Genomic DNA, 20,779 nt, shown 5'->3' with positions numbered 1-20,779 from the left:
CAATAGGTTAAGGTGGTTATCCACGAATCAACGTCCATGTACTATTACTACTATGAAAAGACTTTTAAAACCATAGAACCAGATAGGTCCTGTGAAAAGGAGTTCTTCCATGAATTTTAAAATTGAAAAACAGGTTTTTCTCAAGGGACTGGCCAAAGTTCAAGGAATCGTCGAGCGTAAAAATACCATCCCGGTTCTGGCCAATGTCCTTATTGAGGCAGGGGAAGAAACTGTCTGTCTGACAGCCACCGACCTGGAAGTCGGTATGAAGGCCTATTATCCCGCTCAAATTGAAGCGCCTGGTCGCATCACGGTTTCGGCAAAAAAACTTTTCGAAATTATCCGTGAATTACCCGAAGGTGAAATATCCTTCAAGGCAAAGGATAACTGCTGGATTGAAATCCGCTGCGGCAAAGCCCTATTTAATCTCGTAGGTCTCTCCCCGGAAGAATTCCCCCATTTTCCTAAAACCGACCAGAGTGAGCCGGTTATTCTCAAAAGCGCGGAACTAGCAGGGATGATTGAAAAAACAGCATTTGCCATGTCCACGGATGAAACCAAATATAATTTAAACGGCTTGTTTTTTCGTTATGAGGAGACCGATTCAGGTCCGAACCTGTTTCTGGTAGCTACTGACGGTCACCGTCTAACCAAAATCGGTTGCCAAATTCCAGTGAGCGAATGCCAGGAGTTGCGCAAAGGCATCATTTTCCCGCGCAAAGGTATTAACGAACTGCGAAAACTCGCAGAAGAGGGAGAAGCTGACATTCAGCTGAGCTTCCGTGAAAACAGTGCGGTCATCACCAAAGGCACAACGACTATCCTTATGCGTTTGGTTGATGGACAATTTCCGGATTACGAGCGCGTCATCCCCAAAACCAACGATTTGATCGCCGAAATTCCAGCCGAAAATTTTTGTCATGCTTTACGTCGCATGTCTACCCTGGCCAGCGAAAAATCCCGAGGCATAAAAGTATCTTTCAAGCAAGACTTTCTTGAAATATCTTCATCCAACCCGGAACTCGGCGATGCCCGCGAAGAAATGGAAATTTCTTATCAAGGACCTGAAATTGCCCTGGGATTTAACGCCCGCTATTTGACCGACATTCTTCAGGCCAACGACGAGGAAAAAATTCTTTTTAAAATTAAGGACAATATTTCCCCCGGCCTGATTACCCCGGGAAATGCAAAAAATTATTTGGCAGTCATCATGCCGATGCGTCTATAATGACGATTTTCCTGGAAAGGGAAAAAGCCTTTTATTAAAAGGCTTTTTTTTTGAATTTGTTCCCTGCTATGGTAATTACGTCTTTAAATTTTATAGCCTTTCGCAATTTAACTGCGACAAAATGCACACCGGCTGCGGATTTCAATGTGCTTTGGGGGCAGAATGCCCAGGGAAAAACTAACTTTCTTGAAGCTGTTTACCTTCTGGGATTTCTTAAAAGTTTTCGCACTCAACGCAACGAGGATCTGATTTCCAGTGGTGAGACGCACAGTCGCCTGCAAGGGAACATTGCTTCAGGACCTTTGTCACACCATATCGAATTAATGATTGAGCCCCAGCAGAAGCGTGTTCAACTGGATACCAAGAAGGTACGCAAAGCATCAGATATCCTTGGAATTTTACGCCCGGTGTTATTTTCACCGGATGAAGTGAACCTGGTTAAGGGATCACCATCCGGAAGACGTGATTTTCTTGATCGTGCCCTGCTTCAGGCCGATCCTACCTATCTTGAACGAGTTCAGGATTATCTGCGAACCCTACGTCAGCGCAACCGCCTGCTGCGCAATGGTGCCGCGGATTCGGAGTTGTCTCCCTGGAATGAGGCACTGATTACGAACGGTGCTCGAATTCATAAGGATCGTTGCCGATTTATAGAGCAGTTGCAGCCGCGAATACAGCACGCTTATGCCCGGATTACCGAAGTTCAGGAAGAGGCACGGTTAAATTATCCAAAGTCCGAAATTGAAAATCCCGCCGAGGATATGCGCTGTGCCTTGCATCGGCTGGCACGGGAAGAAAGACGCCTAGGTCAGACCCTGGTCGGACCTCACCGGGAGGACCCGCAGTTTCTCGTCAATGGCCAAAATTTGCGTGCTTTTGGCTCTCAAGGACAGCAGCGCTGTTTCATTCTCGCCTTTAAGGCGGCGCAGATCGAACACCTCGAACAGACAACGGGAGATTCCCCGGTTTTATTGCTTGACGACATCACCAGTGAACTTGACAGCCAACGGAAGAGTTACCTTTTTGATTTTTTGCGAGAACGCCGCGGCCAGGTGTTTTTGACCACGACTGATGCCGATTCCCTGCGCCGCGAAGGATTGGCCCAGGCTCGTTTCTTTCACGTAAAAAAAGGACAATTGCACGATGAGTGACAAACAGCAGGAACTTCTAACATCCCTTGAAAAAAAGGAATATGGCGCCGGCAGCATCAAGATACTCGAAGGGCTCTCCGCTGTACGCAAACGTCCGGCCATGTATATCGGTTCCACCGGAGCGGCAGGACTTCATCACTTGGTCTACGAACTGGTGGATAATTCCATCGATGAGGCTCTGGCCGGTCACTGCACCGAGGTTTCTGTAATCATTCATCTCGACGGTTCGGTCACCGTGGAAGATGACGGCCGCGGCATTCCTGTGGATATGCACCCCACCATGAATAAATCCGCCGCGGAGGTTGTGCTTACGGTTCTGCATGCCGGTGGTAAGTTTGATAACGATTCCTATAAGGTTTCCGGCGGATTGCACGGCGTCGGCGTGTCGGTGGTAAATGCTCTGGCAGAAAAGCTTGAGTTGGAAATTCGCCGCAACAGCAGCATTTATCGTCAGAGCTATCAACGCGGGATTCCTGATAATCCTCTGCGTGAAGACGGTGCCACCAAGAAACGCGGAACCAGCATTACCTTTTGGCCCGATCCCCAGATTTTCGAGACCACGGATTTTTCCTTTGAAATCCTTTCTCAGCGTCTGCGCGAAATGGCTTTTCTCAATGCCGGGGTCAAAATTCATATCCTCGATGAACGCAGCGAAAAAAAACATGATTTTTTCTATGAAGGTGGCATTGCATCCTTTGTGGAGTATCTCAACCGCGCAAAAACCCCTCTGCATCCACAGCCTATCTACATTTCCGGGGAACGAGAAGGTGTCGATATTGAAGTCGCCATGCAATACAACGATGGTTACGATGAGAAAATCTTTTCTTTCGCCAACACCATCAACACCCACGAAGGCGGGACTCACCTTATAGGTTTCAAGGCAGCGTTGACCCGCACCATGAACAGCTATGCGACAACCAACAATTTTCTTAAAAACGTTAAAACCACTATTTCCGGCGACGATTTACGCGAGGGTCTGACAGCGGTTATTTCGGTGAAAATACCGGACCCCCAGTTTGAGGGGCAGACCAAAACCAAACTCGGTAATTCGGAAATTAAGGGCTATGTGGAAACTCTTCTCAATGAAAAACTCGCCGAGTTTCTCGAAGAAAATCCGCAGGTTGCGAAAAAAATTCTCGAAAAAGGCATCGAGGCGGCACGTGCTCGCGAAGCAGCGCGCAAGGCCCGTGATCTGACCCGCCGCAAAGGGGCATTGGAAGGTTTGTCCCTACCCGGAAAATTGGCCGACTGCCAGGAAAAAGATCCGGCCCACTCGGAAATTTACCTGGTCGAGGGTGATTCGGCGGGCGGTAGCGCCAAGCAGGGTCGTGATCGCCGCACTCAGGCGATTCTGCCCCTCAAAGGCAAGATTCTCAACGTCGAAAAAGCACGGTTCGACAAGATGCTCACCTCGGCTGAAATTCGCACCCTGATCACCGCCATGGGCACGGGCATCGGCAAAGACGACTTCGATATCGCCAAATTGCGTTATCATCGCATCATCATCATGACGGATGCCGATGTCGATGGTTCGCATATTCGCACCCTGCTTCTGACCTTCTTCTTCCGTCAGATGCCTGAACTCATCGACCGCGGTTATCTCTACATCGCGCAACCGCCGTTGTACAAGGTCAAGCGGGGCAAAAAAGAAATTTACCTCAAGGATGACGCCAGTCTCCTGGAATATCTTCTGGACGAAGGCACCGAGGGCGCTACGGTGCAGATGGAAAAAAGTGGCAAGGTGCAGCGGGGTAAACAAATCATCCCGACTCTGCGCAGCATCATCGAATTTAATAACCTCTTCGATAAGCTGGTGCACAAGGGCATCAATCGCGAGGTTTTGAACGTATTTGTACGTGGCAAAATTCAAAACGGTTTCGCCGATATGGTTGATCTCACTCCTCTGGCCGAGCGCCTCAAGGCTGAAGAACCGCGCGCCGATTTTAAGGTGTTGCAGGATCCGGCACGCATCTTTTTTACCCTTGGCAATCTGCGCGCTCGCATCGACCAGAGTGCCCTGGAAGCTCTGTCTTCTCAGGAATATAAAATGTTGTTGGCGGCCTACCGCAAGGTCGAGGAAATCTGCCTTACCGAAAAAGCCTTCATTTCCTATGAAGGCAAAGAAATGGTTGAGGTCACCGACCGCCAGGATTTGCTCAAACATTTTCTTGACCGCGCTAAAAAAGGCCAATACATCCAGCGCTACAAGGGCCTGGGTGAAATGAATCCGGAACAGTTGTGGGAAACCACCATGAATCCTGAACCCGGCAAACGGGTATTGTTGCAGGTCAAAATCGAGGATGCGGTAGAAGCGGACGAGATCTTTACCGTACTCATGGGTGATCAGGTCGAGCCGCGTCGCGACTTTATCGAAAGAAACGCCCTCAACGTGTCCAACCTGGATATCTAAATTTTCAAGGAATGACGACTCATGCTGGAGCCTCAACCGCCTAATAAATTCACGGTCAATATCGAAGACGAAATGCGCAAGTCCTACATGGACTACGCCATGAGTGTCATCATCGGCCGCGCTCTACCCGACGTACGCGATGGGCTCAAGCCCGTGCATCGGCGGGTGCTGTTTGCCATGCATGACCTTGGCAACGAGTGGAACAAGCCCTACAAGAAGTCCGCCCGCGTCGTCGGTGACGTCATTGGTAAGTATCACCCCCACGGCGATTCGGCGGTCTATGACACCATCGTGCGCATGGCGCAGGATTTCTCCATGCGTCATCCTCTCGTCGACGGCCAGGGCAACTTTGGTTCCATTGATGGCGATTCGGCAGCGGCCATGCGTTACACCGAGGTGCGCATGGCGCGTCTGGCGTCGGAGTTGCTTGCCGACATCGAAAAGGAAACTGTCGATTTCGGGCCCAACTACGATGAATCAATGCATGAACCCCTGGTCCTTCCGGCCAAGTTTCCCAATTTGCTGGTCAACGGCTCTGAAGGGATCGCCGTCGGCATGGCGACAAAAATTCCGCCGCACAATCTGGGCGAGGTCATTGATGCTCTGGTGGCCGTCATCGACGATCCGCGGTTGCGCATCGACGAGCTGATGGAGATCATTCCCGGTCCCGATTTTCCCACCGCCGGCTTTATTTTCGGCCTCGAGGGAATCCGCGAGGCCTATCGCAGCGGACGTGGCATCATCCATATGCGTGCCCGCGCCCTGGTCGAGGTGGACAAGCGTACCGGCCGCGAGGCGATCATCATCACCGAAATCCCTTACCAGGTGAATAAGTCCCGGCTCATCGAAAAAATAGCCGAGTTGGTCAAGGATAAAAAAATCGAAGGCATTTCCGATCTGCGCGACGAATCCGACCGCGACGGTCTGCGGGTTGTCATCGAGCTGAAAAAAGACGTGATCCCAGGCGTCATTCTCAATCAGCTCTACAAAATGACGGCCATGCAATCGTCTTTCGGCATCATCATGCTTGCCATTGTCAACGGACAACCGCAGGTTCTCGATCTGCGCCGCATGCTCGACCTGTTCGTTGACCATCGCAAGGAGGTGGTGACGCGACGTTGTATCTTTGAGCTGAAAAAAGCCGAAGCGCGCGCCCATATTCTCGAAGGCCTCAAAATCGCTCTCGAAAACCTCGATGAAGTGATCGCCATCATCAAGGCTTCGGCAAGTCCGGCGGAAGCCAAGGAGCGTCTGATTGCACGTTTTTCATTCAGCGATCTGCAGGCTCAGGCAATTCTCGAGATGCGTTTGCATCGCCTTACCGGCCTGGAGCGCGACAAGATTATCGCCGAGTACCAGGAGGTGCTGGCGCTGATTGCGCGCCTCAAGGAAATTCTTGCCAGCGAAGTTGAAATTCTTAAAATAATTCGCGGTGAACTGCTCGAAATCAAAGAGAAATTCGCCAACCCCCGGCGCACCGAAATCGTTGCGCGCACCGGTGAACTTTCCCTTGAGGATCTTATCGTTGAAGAGGACATGGTGGTGACTGTGTCCCATTCGGGCTACATCAAGCGCAATGCCGTGTCCCTGTATCGCGCGCAGCGGCGCGGCGGTAAGGGTAAGACCGGCATGCGTCCCAAGGAAGAGGATTTTGTTGAAAAACTCTTCATTGCCTCGACGCACAGCTTCATCCTGATTTTTACCGACCAGGGCAAGGTTTACTGGCTCAAGGTTCACGAAATTCCCCAAGGGGGACGTGCCGCGCGCGGTAAGGCCATCGTCAATCTGCTCAATCTCGCCGCCGGCGAACAGGTCATGACGGTGCTGCCGGTAAAGGGGTTCGAAGAGGGCCGCTACATCATCACCGCCACACAAAAGGGCACGGTAAAAAAGACCGACCTCATGGCCTACTCCAATCCGCGTGCCGGTGGGATTATCGCCCTGACCATCGACGAAGGTGATCGGCTGATCGCCGCGCGTCTCACCGACGGCAGTCAGGACATCATCCTGGCCAGCCGCACCGGCAAATCCATCCGCTTTCCAGAGGCCGACGCCCGCCCCATGGGCCGCACCGCGCGCGGGGTACGCGGCATGATGCTCGAAGGCGACGATCTGGTGATCGGCATGGAGACCGTGACCGACGCCACCGCCGCGACCCTGGTCACCGTCACCGAGAATGGCTACGGCAAGCGCACCAACCTGGATGAATACCGGGTGCAGAGCCGCGGCGGCAAGGGCATCATCACCATCAAGACCTCGGAGCGCAACGGTAAGGTGGTTGACATCAAGCTCTGCGAGGAAGATTCGGATCTGATGTTCATTACCGACCGCGGCAAAGTGCTGCGCACTTCGGTCGGTCACCTCTCGGTGATCGGTCGTAACACCCAGGGCGTGCGCCTTATGGTGCTCGAACCCGGCGAACGGGTGGTAGCGGTGGCCAAGCTGGCGGAGAAGGATGAGGAAAATGAAATCGATTCGGAAATTGAAGAAGCAGATATTGAAGGAGGAATTGAAGCGCCGCCGCAAGACGAATAAGCGCTGGTTGCTGTTACCGGCGGCGTTGCTTATCGCAGCGTTGGCCGGCGGCGGCTGGTATTATTCTCACCAGGAAAATTTCATCGAGCGAAAATTTGAACGCGCACAAGGGTTACTGATTGAAAAGAATTACGCCGAGGCGGCGCACCTGTTACAGACTTTGACAAGGCAACATCCCGATTTTAATCGTGCGGATGAAGCCTTGTTTCGCCTCGGTGAAGTCCAGCACCTCTACCTCAAGAAGGATCAGGATGCGCTCCTCACCTTCCTGCTGGTGGAAAAAAATTATCCTGACAGCCCTTTCAATCTCAGGGCGCAGCGCCTGGCAGCCGACATTTACATGGACCGTCTGGAAGACTACGGGCGTGCTGTGATCGCCTACCAGAAACTTCTCGACCAGGGGGTTGCCGAGGGCGATCAGCTCCAGTATCGTATTGGTGAGGCCTACTTTCGCTTGAACAATTTCGAGCAGGCGCGAATTGAATGGGAGAGCCTGCTCAAGCTGTTTCCCGACAGTTCCCTGGTGCCGGAGGCGGGGTACCGCATTGCCGTCAGCTGGTCGCTGGAGGGCGAATATGAGCAGGCTGCCGAAGAATTCGAGCGGGTATATGCCACTTGGCCTGAGCATCCTTATGGCTTGGAGGCGCGATTTGGCTTGGCGTCCTTACTTGAGGAGCAGGAGCAGTTGGTAGCGGCGCTGGAGATATTACAAGAACTGCGTGGCCATTACCCCCGTCCCGAGGTTCTCGAGCAGCGCATCATCCAGGTCGAGGAGCGCATCGAAAAAAAGCAGGACGCCATCTGAGAGGATAGCCCTTATGAAAATTGGAGTCATCGGTGCCGGAAGCTGGGGCACCACTCTGGCCGATCTGCTGGCCCGCAAGGGCTATGCGGTGACTCTCTGGGCCTATGAGGCTGACCTGGTCGCGCGCATGACACAAAACCGCGAGAACGACCTGTTTCTGCCCAAAGTCGAACTGGCCGCAAATCTTTCTTTCAGCGCTGATCTCGCCCAGACCGTGACGGGTAAGGATCTGCTGCTGCTGGTGCCGCCCTCCCAAGTCATGCACGCCCTCATGCTGCAGGCCGGGCCGCACATTTCGCCAGGCACCCTGGTGGTGAGTGCCTCCAAAGGCATTGAAACCGAAACGCTGCGAACCATGTCCGAGGTTCTGGAGGAAACCCTTCCCAGGGCTTTGCACTCGCGCCTAACCTTTCTTTCCGGACCTTCGTTTGCCAAAGAAGTCGCGGCCGGCATGCCGACTGCGGTGGTGGTGGCCGGCCGCGATCTGGAAACCGCCCGTCTGGTGCAGGAGGTGGTCAGCACCGATACTTTTCGCACCTACACCAATACCGATATCATGGGGGTCGAACTCGGCGGTGCCCTGAAAAACGTCATCGCCCTGGCTGCCGGGGTCTCCGACGGGTTGGGCTTCGGCTATAACAGTCGCGCGGCGCTGATTACCCGAGGATTGGCCGAAATGACGCGCCTGGGTCTGGCCAAGGGTGCGCAGGCGGCTACTTTTGCCGGATTGGCCGGGATGGGGGATTTGGTTTTGACCTGTACCGGCGATCTTTCGCGTAACCGCAGCGTCGGCATCGAACTGGGGCGCGGACGCAAGCTTAAGGAAATTCTCTCCGGCATGAAGATGGTGGCCGAAGGCGTCAAAACCAGCCTTGCGACCTATCGTCTGGCGCAAAAACTTGGTGTTGAGGTGCCCATTACCGAACAGATGTATCTTATTCTTTATGAAGACAAGGATCCGCGGCAGGCCGTCATCGACCTCATGGCGCGCGATCTCAAGGCTGAAAACGTTTAAACTCGACAAGAAAAGGAGCTTTCATGCGCCAACTGTTTGCCGCTTTGTTGCTACTGATGATTTTTGTCATGCCGGCGTCGGCCGGCGAGATCGCCGTGATCAATACCGATCGGGGAGACATCCACATTGAGCTTTACGCGGACAAGGCACCGAAGACCGTGGCGAATTTTCGCAAGCTTGTGGAGGAAGGATTTTACGACGGACTGAGTTTTCATCGCGTGGTGCCGGGCTTTGTCGTCCAAGGGGGCGACCCTCTGGGCAACGGCACGGGTGGCCCCGGCTACGACCTGCCGGCAGAAATTCATGCGAGTCTCAAGCATCGCTCCGGTGCCGTCGCTACCGCGCGCAAGGGCGACCGCGTCAACCCAGAGCGGCGTTCCTCGGGTTCTCAATTCTATATCTGCCTGGGTCCCCAGCCTCATCTGGACGGAGACTACACCATTTTTGGCCAAGTCGTGGAGGGAATGGACGTGGTCGAGAAAATCCAAGCCGGCGACCTCATGAATAAACTTACCCTCAAAAGCACCCCCTGATTTCATGTTCCAGTCACCCAAGGCGGATCCCTTCAGCGGCGATCCGCCTTTTTTGTCATAATTTCTCAACAAGACACCTGAACCTCTGGCCTTTTACTCTCAATCAATTATAATCTATAATTTCAGGTGCTTGTCCGTGTCCTGATTTTCCGAAAAAATGCCTCGGCGTGCCTGCTTACCAGGGGGAGTCAGCGAAGAATGTCTGTGAGCCGTGTTCGCATCATGACTTACCAGGTCGGTTCCTGTCGTGGCAGCGATGGCCGCAGCGATCCTGGGCGCGTTGCCGAGGTGATTGCCGAAGGGTGCCCCGACATCGTCGCCGTGCAGAATATCGACGCGGACTCGGCATGCGACCACTTGCAGCAACTTGAAAAACGCCTGGGAATGACGGCTTACTCCAAGGGCCGGCGGGGTTGCAATGCTTTTCTCTCCTATTTTCCCCTGGCCGGATTGCGTGAATACGATCTCGGCGATGGGGGTAGCTGCTTGCGCGGCGATGCCGATGTGCGCGGCAAGCGACTGCATCTATTTAACCTGCTTCTAAAAAGCGGACTGCGGCGTGGTCGACAAGTGCAGAATCTTCTCAGTCGCGATCTTCTCGGGGATGACGCTCTGGTGTGTCCCGCCCTGATAGTGGGCGACTTCGGCGATATCGTCTGGACCCTGGCCAATCTTGAACTCAATATTCACCTGCGCCAGGCGCGGCGGCCTCTGTGGTCAGCCACCTATCCGGCGCGCTTTCCTCTGATCGGCCGTGACCGCGCCTACCTCAAGGGCAAAATCGAGGTGCTTGAGTCCCACATCGGTCGTTCTCGACTGGCGCGTTGTGCCGCACCACACCTTCCTCTGATCCTCACGGTGGAAATCCATGAGCCCGCCTGCACCCTGCGGGTCAAAGAAATAAAGAGTCGCGGTATGGAAGTCGCCGCCGGCTGAATACGGTCTGTCGAGGCTGTGGATAAGGTTGTGAAAGCAGTGGACAGGATTCAGATATCTGATATTTTCCAGCAAGTTGCGCAGCTACTCGAAGTGCAGGGCGGAAATCCGTACCGGGTCGGTGCCTATCGCCGCGCGGCACGCAGTCTGGTCGATTTTTCCGGATCTCTGGATGGATTGGCCGGCGCCGGGCGCCTGCGGGAGATTCCCGGAATCGGCGAGAAGCTCGCGCAAGATGTCGCGGAGGTGCTGAAAACCGGCGATCTTGCCTTGCGCCGCGAATTGCTTGCAACTTTGCCCAAAGGTGTCGAGGAGCTTCTGCGGATACCGAATCTGGGCCCGAAACGCGCGCGTATTCTTCTGGAGAAATTACAGATCGGCTCCCTGGGCGAATTGGAATACGCCTGTAACGAGAACCGCTTGTTGGATCTGCCCGGCTTCGGTGCCAGGATTCAGGATGTCATTCTCGCCGGTATCGAGCGTCTCAAACGTTTCAAGGGGCGCTTTCTCCTCTCTGACGGGCTGGAGGCCGCCGCTCTGCTCACAGCAGGGCTCGCCAACCATCCCCAGTGTGCGCAGCTCTCGGAGGCCGGCAGTGTGCGACGTGGCTGCGAAACAGTTAAGGATGTCGATCTGGTGGCGGCCGGCCGGCCGTGCCGCGTCCTATTGGACGTCTTTTATGCCACCCCGGGCGCGGTCATGCAGACGCCGCGCGGCAACAAGGCAAAAATTCGGTTGAAAAATGGCCTGCAGGTCGATCTGCACTGCGTTTCGCCTGCGCAATTTCCAGCCGCGCTATTGCATTATACCGGCAGCCGTGAGCACAACATTGCCTTGCGCGAACATGCCCGCGGCCTTGGCTTTGACCTGAGCCCTCAAGGTCTGAGAAACGCAGGCGGTTTGATTGCTTGCGCCAGCGAAGAGGATCTTTACCGGATTCTGCAGCTGGCCCCCATTGCGCCCGAATTGCGGGAGAATCGCGGTGAGATCGCCGCGGCTGCGGAGAATCGTCTGCCGAGGCTGGTGCAGGAGGCTGATCTGCGCGGTGTCTTTCATGTGCATACGGTGGCCAGCGACGGCCGGGCAACCCTTGCTGAACTGGCGGCCGCGGCACGTGCACGCGGCTGGAGCTATCTCGGTATCTGCGACCATAGCCAAAGCGCTCATTACGCCCGGGGGCTGGACGCTGAACGGGTCAGAGAACAATGGCGTGACATTGATGAACTTAATTCCCAATTTGAGGATTTTCAATTGCTCAAGGGCATCGAGTCGGACATCCTGGTCGATGGTCGGCTCGATTACCCGGATGAGCTGCTGGCCGGATTTGATTTTGTCATCGCCTCGATTCACTCGCATTTCAATCTGGGCCCGGCGGCGCAGACACGTCGTCTGCTGGCGGCCATCGCCAATCCTCGGACCACCATGCTCGGTCATCCCAGCGGGCGTCTTTTGCTGGCGCGCGACGCCTATCAATTTGATCAGCAAGCAGTGCTGCAGGCGGCAGCCAGGCATGGCGTCGTGGTGGAACTCAACGCCAACCCCCAGCGTCTCGATCTTGACTGGCGCCTGCTGCGCACCGCCAGGGATCTCGGCGTGCTCATCGCGATCAATCCTGATGCCCACAGCGTGCAAGGACTCGATCATGTGCGCTACGGAGTTATCAGCGCACGCAAGGGTTGGCTGGAAGCGCGGGATATTCTCAATTGTCGGGAAAAGGGCGAAATGCTGCAATACCTGCGGGCGCGCCGCGCCGGTTTTGCGGCACGGGTGGCTTGTCCTTGAGCACCGCAGCGAGCCGCCGCGCGGCAGCCCTCGTGGTTCTGTCTGTGTTGGAGACAACCCACGCGGATGCGCATTGCGCGCTGCATCATGCCGATCCATGGCAGTTGTTGGTGGCGACCATGCTGTCGGCGCAATGTACCGACGAGCGGGTCAATCAGGTCACACCGGCACTTTTTGCCCGCTATCCTGATGTCGCGGCATTTGCCGAGGCGGATCTGGGCGAGTTGGAAGAAGCCATTCGGTCGACGGGATTTTTTCGCAACAAGGCACGCAGCATTCAGGCTGCGGCGCGGGTGTTGTTAACCGATTTCGCCGGACGGGTACCGACAAGCCTGGAACAACTGGTGAGTCTGCCCGGTGTCGGGCGCAAAACCGCCAACGTCGTTCTGGGTGTGGCCTTCGGCCAGGCCGGCATGGTGGTCGACACCCACGTAAAGCGCATTGCTTTTCGGCTAGGGTGGACGGCGGAGCAGGATCCTGAGAAAATAGAGAGAGATCTTCGATGGTTATTGCCGGCTGAAAAATGGACGCAAACCGGGCATGTCCTCATTTTCCATGGACGGCGCATCTGTAAGGCGCCGACTCCCCAATGTTCGCACTGTCCGGTGAGCAAACCCTGCCCCCGCCGGGGGGTGGTCAATTCACGGTGAGGGTTCATTGAAGCGCGTTTTTGTTTTTTCGATTTTTGTTCTGATGGCTGTGGGGCTTATGGCCTCGACCCTGGGTGGTTGCGAGCAGCGCAGTCGCACCCTGCGTCTCGGCGGGGGTCCCTATGGCGGAACCTTTCAACTGGTGGGCGAGGGGTTGGTCGAGGTGTTGCAGCCCCACCACCCGGGGTACCGTTTCATGGTCGAGCGCAGCGGCGGCTCTGTCGCCAATCTGCGCGCCTTGGAGCGCGAGCAGATGGATCTTGGCCTGGTGTATGCCGCAGATTTCTGGGTGAGCGGCGGCCCGGACGAGAAGCCCGTGCCGGTGCAGCTGAAAAATGCCCTTCCCGCGGCACGCCTGTTCGGTGCGGTAGCTCAGTTGGCAGTGCTCGAACGCAGCCGCATCACTCGGCCTGAGCAGCTCAGAGGAGCGCGGATCGCGGTGGGCAACCCCGGATCAGGCGCTGCCCGCGCGGCGGAGCGTTATTTTCGCGCTCTGGGTATCTGGGAGCAGATCGTGCCCGTCTATCTGGGGTATGACATGGCGGTGAGCGAGTTGCTTCGCGGCAATGTGGTGGCGGTATGGGAAATGGTTGGAGTGCCCAGCGCCTCCTTTGAGGCGGCGTTGGCGCAACGGCCTCTGCGCCTGATAAATTTGCGCGATGTCGCGGGGATGGTGCGTTTTTTTGAACTCAACCCCTATTACCGACCGGTGGATATCGCTTCCGGAACCTACGAGGGACAGCAGCAGGCGGTGAGCAGTTTTGAGGACAGCGCGCTGCTGGTGGCCGGGCGGCACCTCTCACGGGATATGGTGTGGCGTATTCTTGAGGGGGTCTACAGCGAAGAGGGGGTAAAGTCGCTGCGCCGTGTGCATCCCGTGCTGGCTGATTTTTCCGCCGCCGCCGCCCTTACAGGGATCAACATCCCCTTGCATCCCGGCGCGGCCTATTTCTGGCGGCAGCAGGGGCGCGAACTTCCCGCGGCCTTGCTGCCGGAGGCCGTGGAGGATTCTCCCCTTGTTAATAGAGATCTTCCAGATCCAGGCGGAAAAAGTCCTGAGCCTTGAGATCCTTCTCGTCCATGCTGTAGCGCGTCGGGGCGCTACCGGGTGCGAAGGCCTCGAAGCGCAGGTGTTCGGCATCCTCGGTGGTGAGCAGTCCGGTGCGCGGATCAATGGGACGAAATTCGATGGAATCGGGTACGGGAAAGTGGGCGGGCGGCAGATCCCTGACCGCCTCCTGCATGAAGGAAATCCATGCCGGCGCGGCCGCTCGCGCACCGGTTTCATATCGACCCAGGGACCGTTCCTGATCGTAGCCGACCCAGGACGCGGCGACCAGTTGCGGCACGTAACCGATGAACCAGGCGTCCTTGAGCTCATTGGTGGTGCCGGTTTTCCCCGCCACCGGCCGATTAAGAACCTTGGCGCGCTGCCCGGTGCCGTCCTGCACCGCGCTTTCCAGCAGATTGGTGACGAGGTAGGCGGTGGTCGGCGAGATGACCCGCTCGGGCGATTGCCCCAGTAGGCGCTGTCCGGCGCCCAGGCCCATGGGAAAGTCGCCGGGATCGATGGATTCGAGAACGCGTCCGTCACGATCCTTAATGCGCACGATATACGAAGGCGAGGTGCGCACCCCGCCACTGGCGAAAACACTGTAGGCGCTGGTCAACTCCATGGGGGTCATGGCGGCCGAACCCAGAGCCAGAGTCAAGTCGCGGGGCAGGGGCGCCTCGATACCGAGTTTGCGGGCATAGTTAAGGGCATAGCCGAGGCCGATATCCTCGAGAATTTTTATGGTCACCACGTTGCGTGATAGGGCGAGCGCCTCGCGGAAACTGGTCTGACCTATAAATTTATCATCGTAGTTTTTCGGCCGCCATTCGGTTTCTTCGCCAGAAGCGCTCACCTCGCGATAGATCACGGGATTGTCGAGAATCAGTGTCGCCGGGGTATAGCCGCGGTCGAGGGCGGCGGCATAGATGAGGGGTTTGATTGCCGACCCGGGCAGGCGCCGTGCCTGGATGGTGCGGTTGAACTGGCTGGTGCCGAAATCATAGCCGCCCACCATGGCCCGGACCAGGCCGTTGCGCGGATCCAGAGCGATCAGAGCTCCCTGAGCCAGGGGTTCCTGCTCCAGGGCGAGACTCAGCGAACCGTCCGCATTGACCTTGGTGATGCGGACCTGCACGACCGACCCCAAAGGCAGACGTGTGCGTCCGCCATTGGCATTACCCGCCGCCGGGCGATCGGCGGCCACGACTTCGATGGTGCCGGCCCACCGCGCCTCGCTACGCTCGATGGTGCCGCTCCGGGCGCCCAGGCGCAGACGCAACCTGCGCTCATCAGAGCCGGTAAGAACCGCTTCATGCAGGGTATCTGCCTCGGGCGCAGCGCTGTCGAGGCTCTCTTGCTGCCGCAGCAAAAAATCATCCACTTCCGCCGGGGCCAAAACCCGCAGGGGGCCGCGATAGCCGCGACGCTTGTCGTGGTCGCGCAGATTGTCGCGCACCGCCGCCTGAGCGGCCTGCTGCATGCCGAGGTTCATGGATGTATGAACCTCGAGACCGCCGTTGTAGAGCAGGTCCTCGCCGTAATTCTGTTCCAGGTAGCGCCGTACCTGCTCGGTAAAATAGGCGGCGCCTGCGATGTGGCGGTTGACCCGGGGATGAATGGTCAACTCTTCGGCGAAGGCCGCGCGCGCCTCATCGGCGCTGATGAAGCCTTCATCGGCCATGCGATTGAGAACATAACGCTGGCGCTCCTTGGCGCCGGAAAAATTTCGATAAGGCGAAAAGCGGCTCGGCGCCTGGGGCAGGCCGGCGAGCATGGCGCATTCGGCCAAGGTGAGTTCCTGCACGTCTTTATTGAAGTAGTTTTCGGCGGCGGCCTGCACACCATAAGCGGCGTGGCCGAGGTAAATTTGATTCAGGTAGAGGTAGAGAATGCCCTCTTTGGACAGTCGCTGCTCCATGCGCCAGGCCAGGATGGCCTCTTTGAACTTGCGCGAGAATTTGCGCTCCGGAGTCAGCAGCATGCTCTTTGCCACCTGCTGGGTGATGGTGCTGCCGCCCTGGACGATGCCGCCGGCTTGCAGGTTGCGAATGGCGGCACGCACAATGGAGATGAAGTCTATGCCCTGGTGGCGGAAAAACTGGGAGTCTTCCGCAGCGACAAAGGCATTGACCAACTGCTGCGGCAAGCGCTCGACGGGCACCAGGATGCGGCGCTCCCGCGAGTATTCGGCGATCACCGCGCCATCGTCACTGTAGACCCGGGTGATGATCGGCGGCCGATAGTCGGACAGAGTGTCGACCCGCGGCAGATCACCGGCGACATAGACATAGGCCGCGGCCAGCAAGCCCGCCGCGCTGACCACCATGAAAAGCAACAACAGGCTCAGATATTTGAGGAGGCGTCCGATTGACATAAGGCGAAAAAAAATCCTTTTTCCGGTGACTTTCAAAAGGCGCATGTTACCATGGGGTCCTAGAGGGGGGCAACCGTTTTGCCGTTTGCCATCGCCGCCGCCTGTGTTATCATGAACTAAGATTTTATCGGGAGAGGTTTGCAGTATGAAGGGATTGTTGATTTTTCTGGTTGCCGCCGCCGGGTTGGTGGGTTGTGCCATGTTGGGATCCTGGAAAGCGATTCCGCCGCCGGGAGGCTGTGATCAGTGCCATCAGGCGGCTATCAGCAATGATTGGAGTGTTGCCATCGCGCCGGTCTATCTCAGTGATGAAAGCGGGACGCCTGCCTGGCAGCAGCCGACCTCGGTAATGCCGCCCGAAGCTTCGACCCTGGAGCAGCAGAAACTTACTGAACAGCGCTGTTTTCGCTGCCATAAGGGTCCTGATCGGGCGCACACCCAGTATAAAGGCCGCTACCATCATTGACAGGGCCCGATGCCAGATAGTTCAGACCCTTTTCCCTGCCGGGCGAGGGTCTTTTTGTTTGTTTTTTGGTAACATTTCAGCGTGTGCCGCGGCTAAAGTTACTTTTTTTGAGTCCAGGGAGTTCAGCTATGTTCCGTCGCACCAAAATCGTTGCCACTGTCGGCCCGTCCTGCGCCAACGAGGAGAAATTACTGGCTCTCATGGAGGCCGGCGCCGATGTCTTTCGTCTGAATTTTTCCCACGGCAGTCATGCCGACAAAGCGCAGTGGATCCGCACCATTCGCGCTCTTTCCGTGCGCCGCCGCTGTGCCGTAGGCATCATCGGCGACCTGCAGGGCCCCAAAATCCGTACCGGACTCATGCGCGGCGGGCAGATGTTGCTTGAAGTCGGGCAGGAGGTGCTCATCACCACGCGCGAGGTCCTCGGCGCCGACGGGGTGATCCCCACCATCTATGAAGCCCTGCCCGGCGACGTGGAAATTGGTGATCGTATCCTGCTTGATGATGGCCTGATGGAACTTGAGGTGCTGGGTGTCGTCAATGGTGAGGTGCGCTGCCGGGTCAAGGTCGGCGGCGCTCTCAAGGACCGCAAGGGCATGAATCTGCCCGGGGTTAAGGTTTCGGCCCCGGCTCTCACGGAAAAGGACGTTGAGGATCTCGCCTTCTGCGTGGAGCATGAGGTCGATTTTATCGCTCTGTCCTTTGTGCGGCGTCCCGAGGATGTTTGGGAGCTGAAAAACCGTCTTTACCAGGCAAAATCCGACATTCAGGTGATTGCGAAAATCGAAAAGCCCGAAGCAGTCGACAATTTTTCCGCGATTCTTGAAGCGGCCGACGGTATCATGGTGGCGCGCGGCGATCTTGGCGTGGAAATGCCGCCGGAGAAGGTTCCGCTGATCCAGAAGCGCATTATTCGCGAATGCAACGAGGTCGGCAAACCGGTGATCACCGCGACCCAGATGCTAGAGAGTATGATCGGCAATCCACGCCCGACCCGTGCCGAAACCTCCGATGTGGCCAACGCCATACTTGATGGCACCGACGCAGTGATGCTCTCGGGCGAAACCGCAGCGGGTCAATATCCGGTGGAAGCGGTCACGCTCATGGCGCGCGTGGCCCACGACGTGGAGTCCGATCCCAATCTGCGCGAAATGGTTTTTCACACCATTTCCGAAACGCGCGGTTATCGCAGCCTGCCCGAAGCCATCGGCCAGGCCGCCTGCCAGGTGGCCAAATCCCTCAGTACCACGGGGATCCTGGCGTTCACCCAGACCGGCAGTACCGCCGCCCTGGTGGCCAAGTTTCGGCCCAGCGTGCCCATCTTCGCTGTTACTCCTTCACCCCGTGTGCGCCGCCGACTGGCTCTCTACGCCGGCATCCGCTCGATTCGTGTCGACATCGAAGGGGACACCGAGGCGCAGATCCGCTCGGTGGAAAAGGCGGTGCTCGCCGCCGGAGTGCTCAAGCGCGGCGACGTGGTGGTTATCACCATGGGCAGTCCTGTCTCGGCGCCGGGTACCACCAATCTGATGAAGGTGCATCGCATCGGGGTTGGAGATTTCTACGAAGTGCACTAACGAAAACCGGGCCTTCGGCGTTAGCCGTCTGGCAGGAGAGACCTCAAAACAGCGATTCTCTCCCCCAATCCCAAAAAAGACGAGATTCGACCGATGAAAAAAGCCGTCATCCTTTACAGCGGCGGACTTGATTCCACCACCTGCATGGCGCTGGCCGGCCGCGCGGGTTTTGCGTCCTATGCCCTGTCCTTCGCCTACGGCCAGCGCCACAGCATTGAACTGGACAAGGCCCGCGAGTACGCGCCGCGCATCGGCGCGGCCGAGCACCTGGTGGTCGAGGTCGACATGCGTCGCATCGGCGGCAGTGCGTTGACCGCCGAGGGCCAGGTACCTAAGGACGGGATTGAGGAAGGGGCGATCCCGGTGACCTACGTACCGGCCCGCAATACATTGTTTCTCTCTTTCGCTCTGAGCTGGGCCGAGGTGCTGGGAGCCTTCGACATTTTCATCGGCGTCAATGCCCTTGATTATTCGGGCTATCCCGATTGTCGCCCGGAGTATATCGCCGCCTTTGAGCAACTGGCCAATCTCGCTACCCGCGCCGCAGTCGAAGGGCAGGGGCGCTACCGCATTCACACGCCGCTCATCGATCTCACCAAGGCGCAGATCATCCAGCGCGGTCTCGCTCTGGGCGTCGATTACGCCCTCACCCATTCCTGCTACGATCCTTTGCCCGAGGGTCTGGCCTGCGGCCGCTGCGATTCCTGCCGCCTGCGCCTCAAGGGTTTTGCCGAGGCGGGGGTAGAGGATCCGCTCAAATACGCCTAGAAAGAGAATCTTCATGCGAGACGTGCAGAAAACTCCCGATACCCGCAACATCGCCATCGACAAGGTGGGGGTGAAAAACATCCGCTATCCCATCGTCGTCATGGACAAAAGCAAGGCCCGCCAGCATACGGTGGCAAGGGTCAACATGTACGTGGATCTGCCCCATCATTTCAAGGGCACTCACATGAGCCGTTTCATCGAGGTTCTCAACCTCTATCACGGCGAAATCAGCATAGAGAGCCTCGACACCATGCTGCGCGAGATGAAACAGCGCCTCGAAGCGAGTCGCGCCCACCTGGAGCTCGATTTTCCCTACTTCATCGAAAAGAGCGCCCCGGTTTCCGGGGCGCGCAGCCTCATGGAGTACCAGTGTCGCATGATCGGCATTCTCGGCGAGGAGCAGGATTTCGTCCTCGGCGTCAGCGTACCAGTGACCTCCCTGTGCCCCTGTTCACGCGACATCAGCGCGCGCGGCGCCCACAACCAACGCAGCCTTCTCAGCGTGCAGATCCGTTACCAGGGCCATGTCTGGATCGAAGATCTGGTCAGCTGGCTCGAGCAGTGCGCCAGCGCCCCGGTTTATGCCCTGCTCAAGCGCGAGGACGAAAAGGCGGTGACCGAGCAGGCCTACGACAACCCCATGTTCGTCGAAGACATCGTGCGTGCCGTGACCCAGAAGCTCTCCGCCGTGCCAGAAATCACCTGGTTTCAGGTCGAGTGCGAGAATTTCGAATCGATCCACAATCATTCGGCCTATGCTTTGGTCGAGAGCCACGCGCGGCCGCTGTAGAAACCGCCTGTGGATAAGTCTGTGGAAGGTGTGGATAAGGTGCGGGACGCCAGGTTCCATGGGAAAAACGTTCTGGGGATCTTTGCCAAGGAGCCGCTGTCCGGACAAGTCAAAACGCGTTTTTGCCCGCCCCTGTCGCCCGCGGAGGCGGCCGACTTGTACACGGTGAGTCTGCGGGAAAGCGTTGCGCGCCTGAGCGCCGGCGCTTGGCGGACGGTGATTTTTTACGCCGGTGCGCGCGATTATTTTGTGCGCGCTTTCCCCGGCGTGGACTTGCTCGCGCAGCAGGGCGCGGATCTCGGCACGCGCATGGGCAACGCCCTGAGCGGGTTGTTGGCGGCTGGCGCCCGAGCGGCCGTGCTTAGCGGCACTGACAGTCCCGATCTGCCCCTCAGCCACGTGCAGGCGGCCTTTACCGTTCTGGGCGAGCAGGAAGTTGTCGTTGCTCCGGCACAGGACGGAGGCTATGTGCTGATTGGTGAAAGCCGCCATTACCCGGAGCTCTTTATGGATATCCCCTGGAGTACGCCGCAGGTTCTGGCCCTGACCCGCAAGCGCGCACGCGAGGCGGGGATTGGGTTGCAAGAGCTCGCGCCCTGGGAGGATCTCGATGATCTTGCCGCCTTGCGCGCTCTGCTCAAGCGCTCACCCGCAAGCGCTACCGCGCACTATCTGCAAACCCACTTCGCCCATATTCTCTGATCC

17 protein-coding genes are annotated in these 20,779 nt (G+C 57.1%); 16 read left to right on the top strand and 1 reads right to left on the bottom strand.

Annotation, left to right across the window (positions count from 1 at the left end):
• The first annotated feature begins 109 nt into the window (after positions 1-109).
• The 11 genes from dnaN to GFER_RS02995 all read left to right on the top strand — a co-directional run bounded on the left by dnaN (position 110) and on the right by GFER_RS02995 (position 14,111).
• Positions 110-1,228, top strand: a complete 1,119-nt coding sequence (gene dnaN, locus GFER_RS03045) for a DNA polymerase III subunit beta (protein ID WP_040095931.1) — start codon at positions 110-112, stop codon at positions 1,226-1,228.
• A gap of 50 nt (positions 1,229-1,278) precedes the next feature.
• Positions 1,279-2,379, top strand: a complete 1,101-nt coding sequence (recF, locus tag GFER_RS03040) for a DNA replication/repair protein RecF (RefSeq protein WP_139172019.1) — start codon at positions 1,279-1,281, stop codon at positions 2,377-2,379.
• A complete protein-coding gene (gene gyrB, locus GFER_RS03035; protein ID WP_040095927.1) occupies positions 2,372-4,789 on the top strand; it encodes a DNA topoisomerase (ATP-hydrolyzing) subunit B in 2,418 nt (805 codons plus the stop codon). The genes recF and gyrB overlap by 8 nt, the downstream gene beginning before the upstream one ends.
• A 21-nt stretch (positions 4,790-4,810) precedes the next feature.
• Positions 4,811-7,324 (top strand): DNA gyrase subunit A, encoded by a 2,514-nt coding sequence (gene gyrA, locus GFER_RS03030; protein WP_040095925.1) that lies wholly within the window; start codon positions 4,811-4,813, stop codon positions 7,322-7,324.
• Positions 7,287-8,129, top strand: coding sequence for a tetratricopeptide repeat protein (locus GFER_RS03025; protein ID WP_161807376.1), 843 nt, complete (start codon positions 7,287-7,289; stop codon positions 8,127-8,129). The genes gyrA and GFER_RS03025 overlap by 38 nt, the downstream gene beginning before the upstream one ends.
• Positions 8,130-8,142: 13 nt before the next feature.
• Complete coding sequence (locus GFER_RS03020) at positions 8,143-9,144, top strand: NAD(P)H-dependent glycerol-3-phosphate dehydrogenase (protein WP_040095921.1); 1,002 nt, start codon at positions 8,143-8,145, stop codon at positions 9,142-9,144.
• Between the two features lie 23 nt (positions 9,145-9,167).
• A complete protein-coding gene (locus GFER_RS03015) occupies positions 9,168-9,677 on the top strand; it encodes a peptidylprolyl isomerase (RefSeq protein WP_082047789.1) in 510 nt (169 codons plus the stop codon).
• Positions 9,678-9,875: 198 nt separating this feature from the next.
• The gene (locus GFER_RS03010; protein WP_040095919.1) at positions 9,876-10,613 is read left to right on the top strand and encodes an endonuclease/exonuclease/phosphatase family protein; all 738 of its coding nucleotides are present in this window, start codon (positions 9,876-9,878) and stop codon (positions 10,611-10,613) included.
• A gap of 39 nt (positions 10,614-10,652) precedes the next feature.
• On the top strand, positions 10,653-12,395 hold the full coding sequence (polX, locus tag GFER_RS03005) for a DNA polymerase/3'-5' exonuclease PolX (RefSeq protein ID WP_040095917.1): 1,743 nt from the start codon (positions 10,653-10,655) through the stop codon (positions 12,393-12,395).
• Positions 12,392-13,045: an endonuclease III gene (nth, locus tag GFER_RS03000; RefSeq protein WP_167334942.1), complete on the top strand. Its 654-nt coding sequence runs from the start codon at positions 12,392-12,394 to the stop codon at positions 13,043-13,045. Before polX ends, nth begins: the two co-directional genes overlap by 4 nt.
• A 7-nt stretch (positions 13,046-13,052) precedes the next feature.
• The gene (locus tag GFER_RS02995; RefSeq protein WP_040095912.1) at positions 13,053-14,111 is read left to right on the top strand and encodes a TAXI family TRAP transporter solute-binding subunit; all 1,059 of its coding nucleotides are present in this window, start codon (positions 13,053-13,055) and stop codon (positions 14,109-14,111) included.
• Here the strand turns inward: GFER_RS02995 and GFER_RS02990 are convergent.
• The gene (locus GFER_RS02990; RefSeq protein ID WP_040097300.1) at positions 14,065-16,473 is read right to left on the bottom strand and encodes a penicillin-binding protein 1A; all 2,409 of its coding nucleotides are present in this window, start codon (positions 16,471-16,473) and stop codon (positions 14,065-14,067) included. The two genes, GFER_RS02995 and GFER_RS02990, sit on opposite strands and share 47 nt — an antisense overlap.
• 145 nt (positions 16,474-16,618) lie before the next feature.
• On the opposite strand from GFER_RS02990, the gene GFER_RS02985 reads away from it, so the two are divergent.
• The 5 genes from GFER_RS02985 (at position 16,619) to GFER_RS02965 (ending at position 20,776) form a co-directional block, all read left to right on the top strand.
• The gene (locus GFER_RS02985; protein ID WP_040095910.1) at positions 16,619-16,939 is read left to right on the top strand and encodes a hypothetical protein; all 321 of its coding nucleotides are present in this window, start codon (positions 16,619-16,621) and stop codon (positions 16,937-16,939) included.
• A 128-nt stretch (positions 16,940-17,067) separates the two neighbouring features.
• Positions 17,068-18,516 carry a pyruvate kinase gene (pyk, locus tag GFER_RS02980; RefSeq protein ID WP_040095907.1) on the top strand — a complete coding sequence of 483 codons (1,449 nt, stop codon included), beginning with the start codon at positions 17,068-17,070 and terminating at the stop codon, positions 18,514-18,516.
• 93 nt (positions 18,517-18,609) lie between these two features.
• On the top strand, positions 18,610-19,284 hold the full coding sequence (gene queC, locus GFER_RS02975) for a 7-cyano-7-deazaguanine synthase QueC (protein WP_040095906.1): 675 nt from the start codon (positions 18,610-18,612) through the stop codon (positions 19,282-19,284).
• Positions 19,285-19,297: 13 nt separating this feature from the next.
• Positions 19,298-20,074: a GTP cyclohydrolase FolE2 gene (gene folE2 / locus GFER_RS02970; RefSeq protein WP_040095905.1), complete on the top strand. Its 777-nt coding sequence runs from the start codon at positions 19,298-19,300 to the stop codon at positions 20,072-20,074.
• A 9-nt stretch (positions 20,075-20,083) separates the two neighbouring features.
• Positions 20,084-20,776 (top strand): TIGR04282 family arsenosugar biosynthesis glycosyltransferase, encoded by a 693-nt coding sequence (locus GFER_RS02965; protein ID WP_082047787.1) that lies wholly within the window; start codon positions 20,084-20,086, stop codon positions 20,774-20,776.
• The last annotated feature ends 3 nt before the right edge of the window (positions 20,777-20,779 follow it).

Source organism: Geoalkalibacter ferrihydriticus DSM 17813 (genome assembly GCF_000820505.1).
Taxonomy (GTDB): Bacteria; Desulfobacterota; Desulfuromonadia; order Desulfuromonadales; family Geoalkalibacteraceae; genus Geoalkalibacter; species Geoalkalibacter ferrihydriticus.
This window is presented reverse-complemented; position numbering and strand designations above follow the sequence as displayed.

What these genes read in the sequence shown, in the direction of transcription:
- dnaN (WP_040095931.1), top strand. Translation starts at nt 110, where the DNA reads ATGAATTTTAAAATTGAAAAACAGGTTTTTCTCAAGGGACTGGCCAAA.
- gyrB (WP_040095927.1), top strand. Translation starts at nt 2,372, where the DNA reads ATGAGTGACAAACAGCAGGAACTTCTAACATCCCTTGAAAAAAAGGAA.
- gyrA (WP_040095925.1), top strand. Translation starts at nt 4,811, where the DNA reads ATGCTGGAGCCTCAACCGCCTAATAAATTCACGGTCAATATCGAAGAC.
- GFER_RS03020 (WP_040095921.1), top strand. Translation starts at nt 8,143, where the DNA reads ATGAAAATTGGAGTCATCGGTGCCGGAAGCTGGGGCACCACTCTGGCC.
- GFER_RS03015 (WP_082047789.1), top strand. Translation starts at nt 9,168, where the DNA reads ATGCGCCAACTGTTTGCCGCTTTGTTGCTACTGATGATTTTTGTCATG.
- GFER_RS03010 (WP_040095919.1), top strand. Translation starts at nt 9,876, where the DNA reads ATGTCTGTGAGCCGTGTTCGCATCATGACTTACCAGGTCGGTTCCTGT.
- GFER_RS02990 (WP_040097300.1), bottom strand. Translation starts at nt 16,473, where the DNA reads ATGTCAATCGGACGCCTCCTCAAATATCTGAGCCTGTTGTTGCTTTTC.
- GFER_RS02985 (WP_040095910.1), top strand. Translation starts at nt 16,619, where the DNA reads ATGAAGGGATTGTTGATTTTTCTGGTTGCCGCCGCCGGGTTGGTGGGT.
- pyk (WP_040095907.1), top strand. Translation starts at nt 17,068, where the DNA reads ATGTTCCGTCGCACCAAAATCGTTGCCACTGTCGGCCCGTCCTGCGCC.
- queC (WP_040095906.1), top strand. Translation starts at nt 18,610, where the DNA reads ATGAAAAAAGCCGTCATCCTTTACAGCGGCGGACTTGATTCCACCACC.
- folE2 (WP_040095905.1), top strand. Translation starts at nt 19,298, where the DNA reads ATGCGAGACGTGCAGAAAACTCCCGATACCCGCAACATCGCCATCGAC.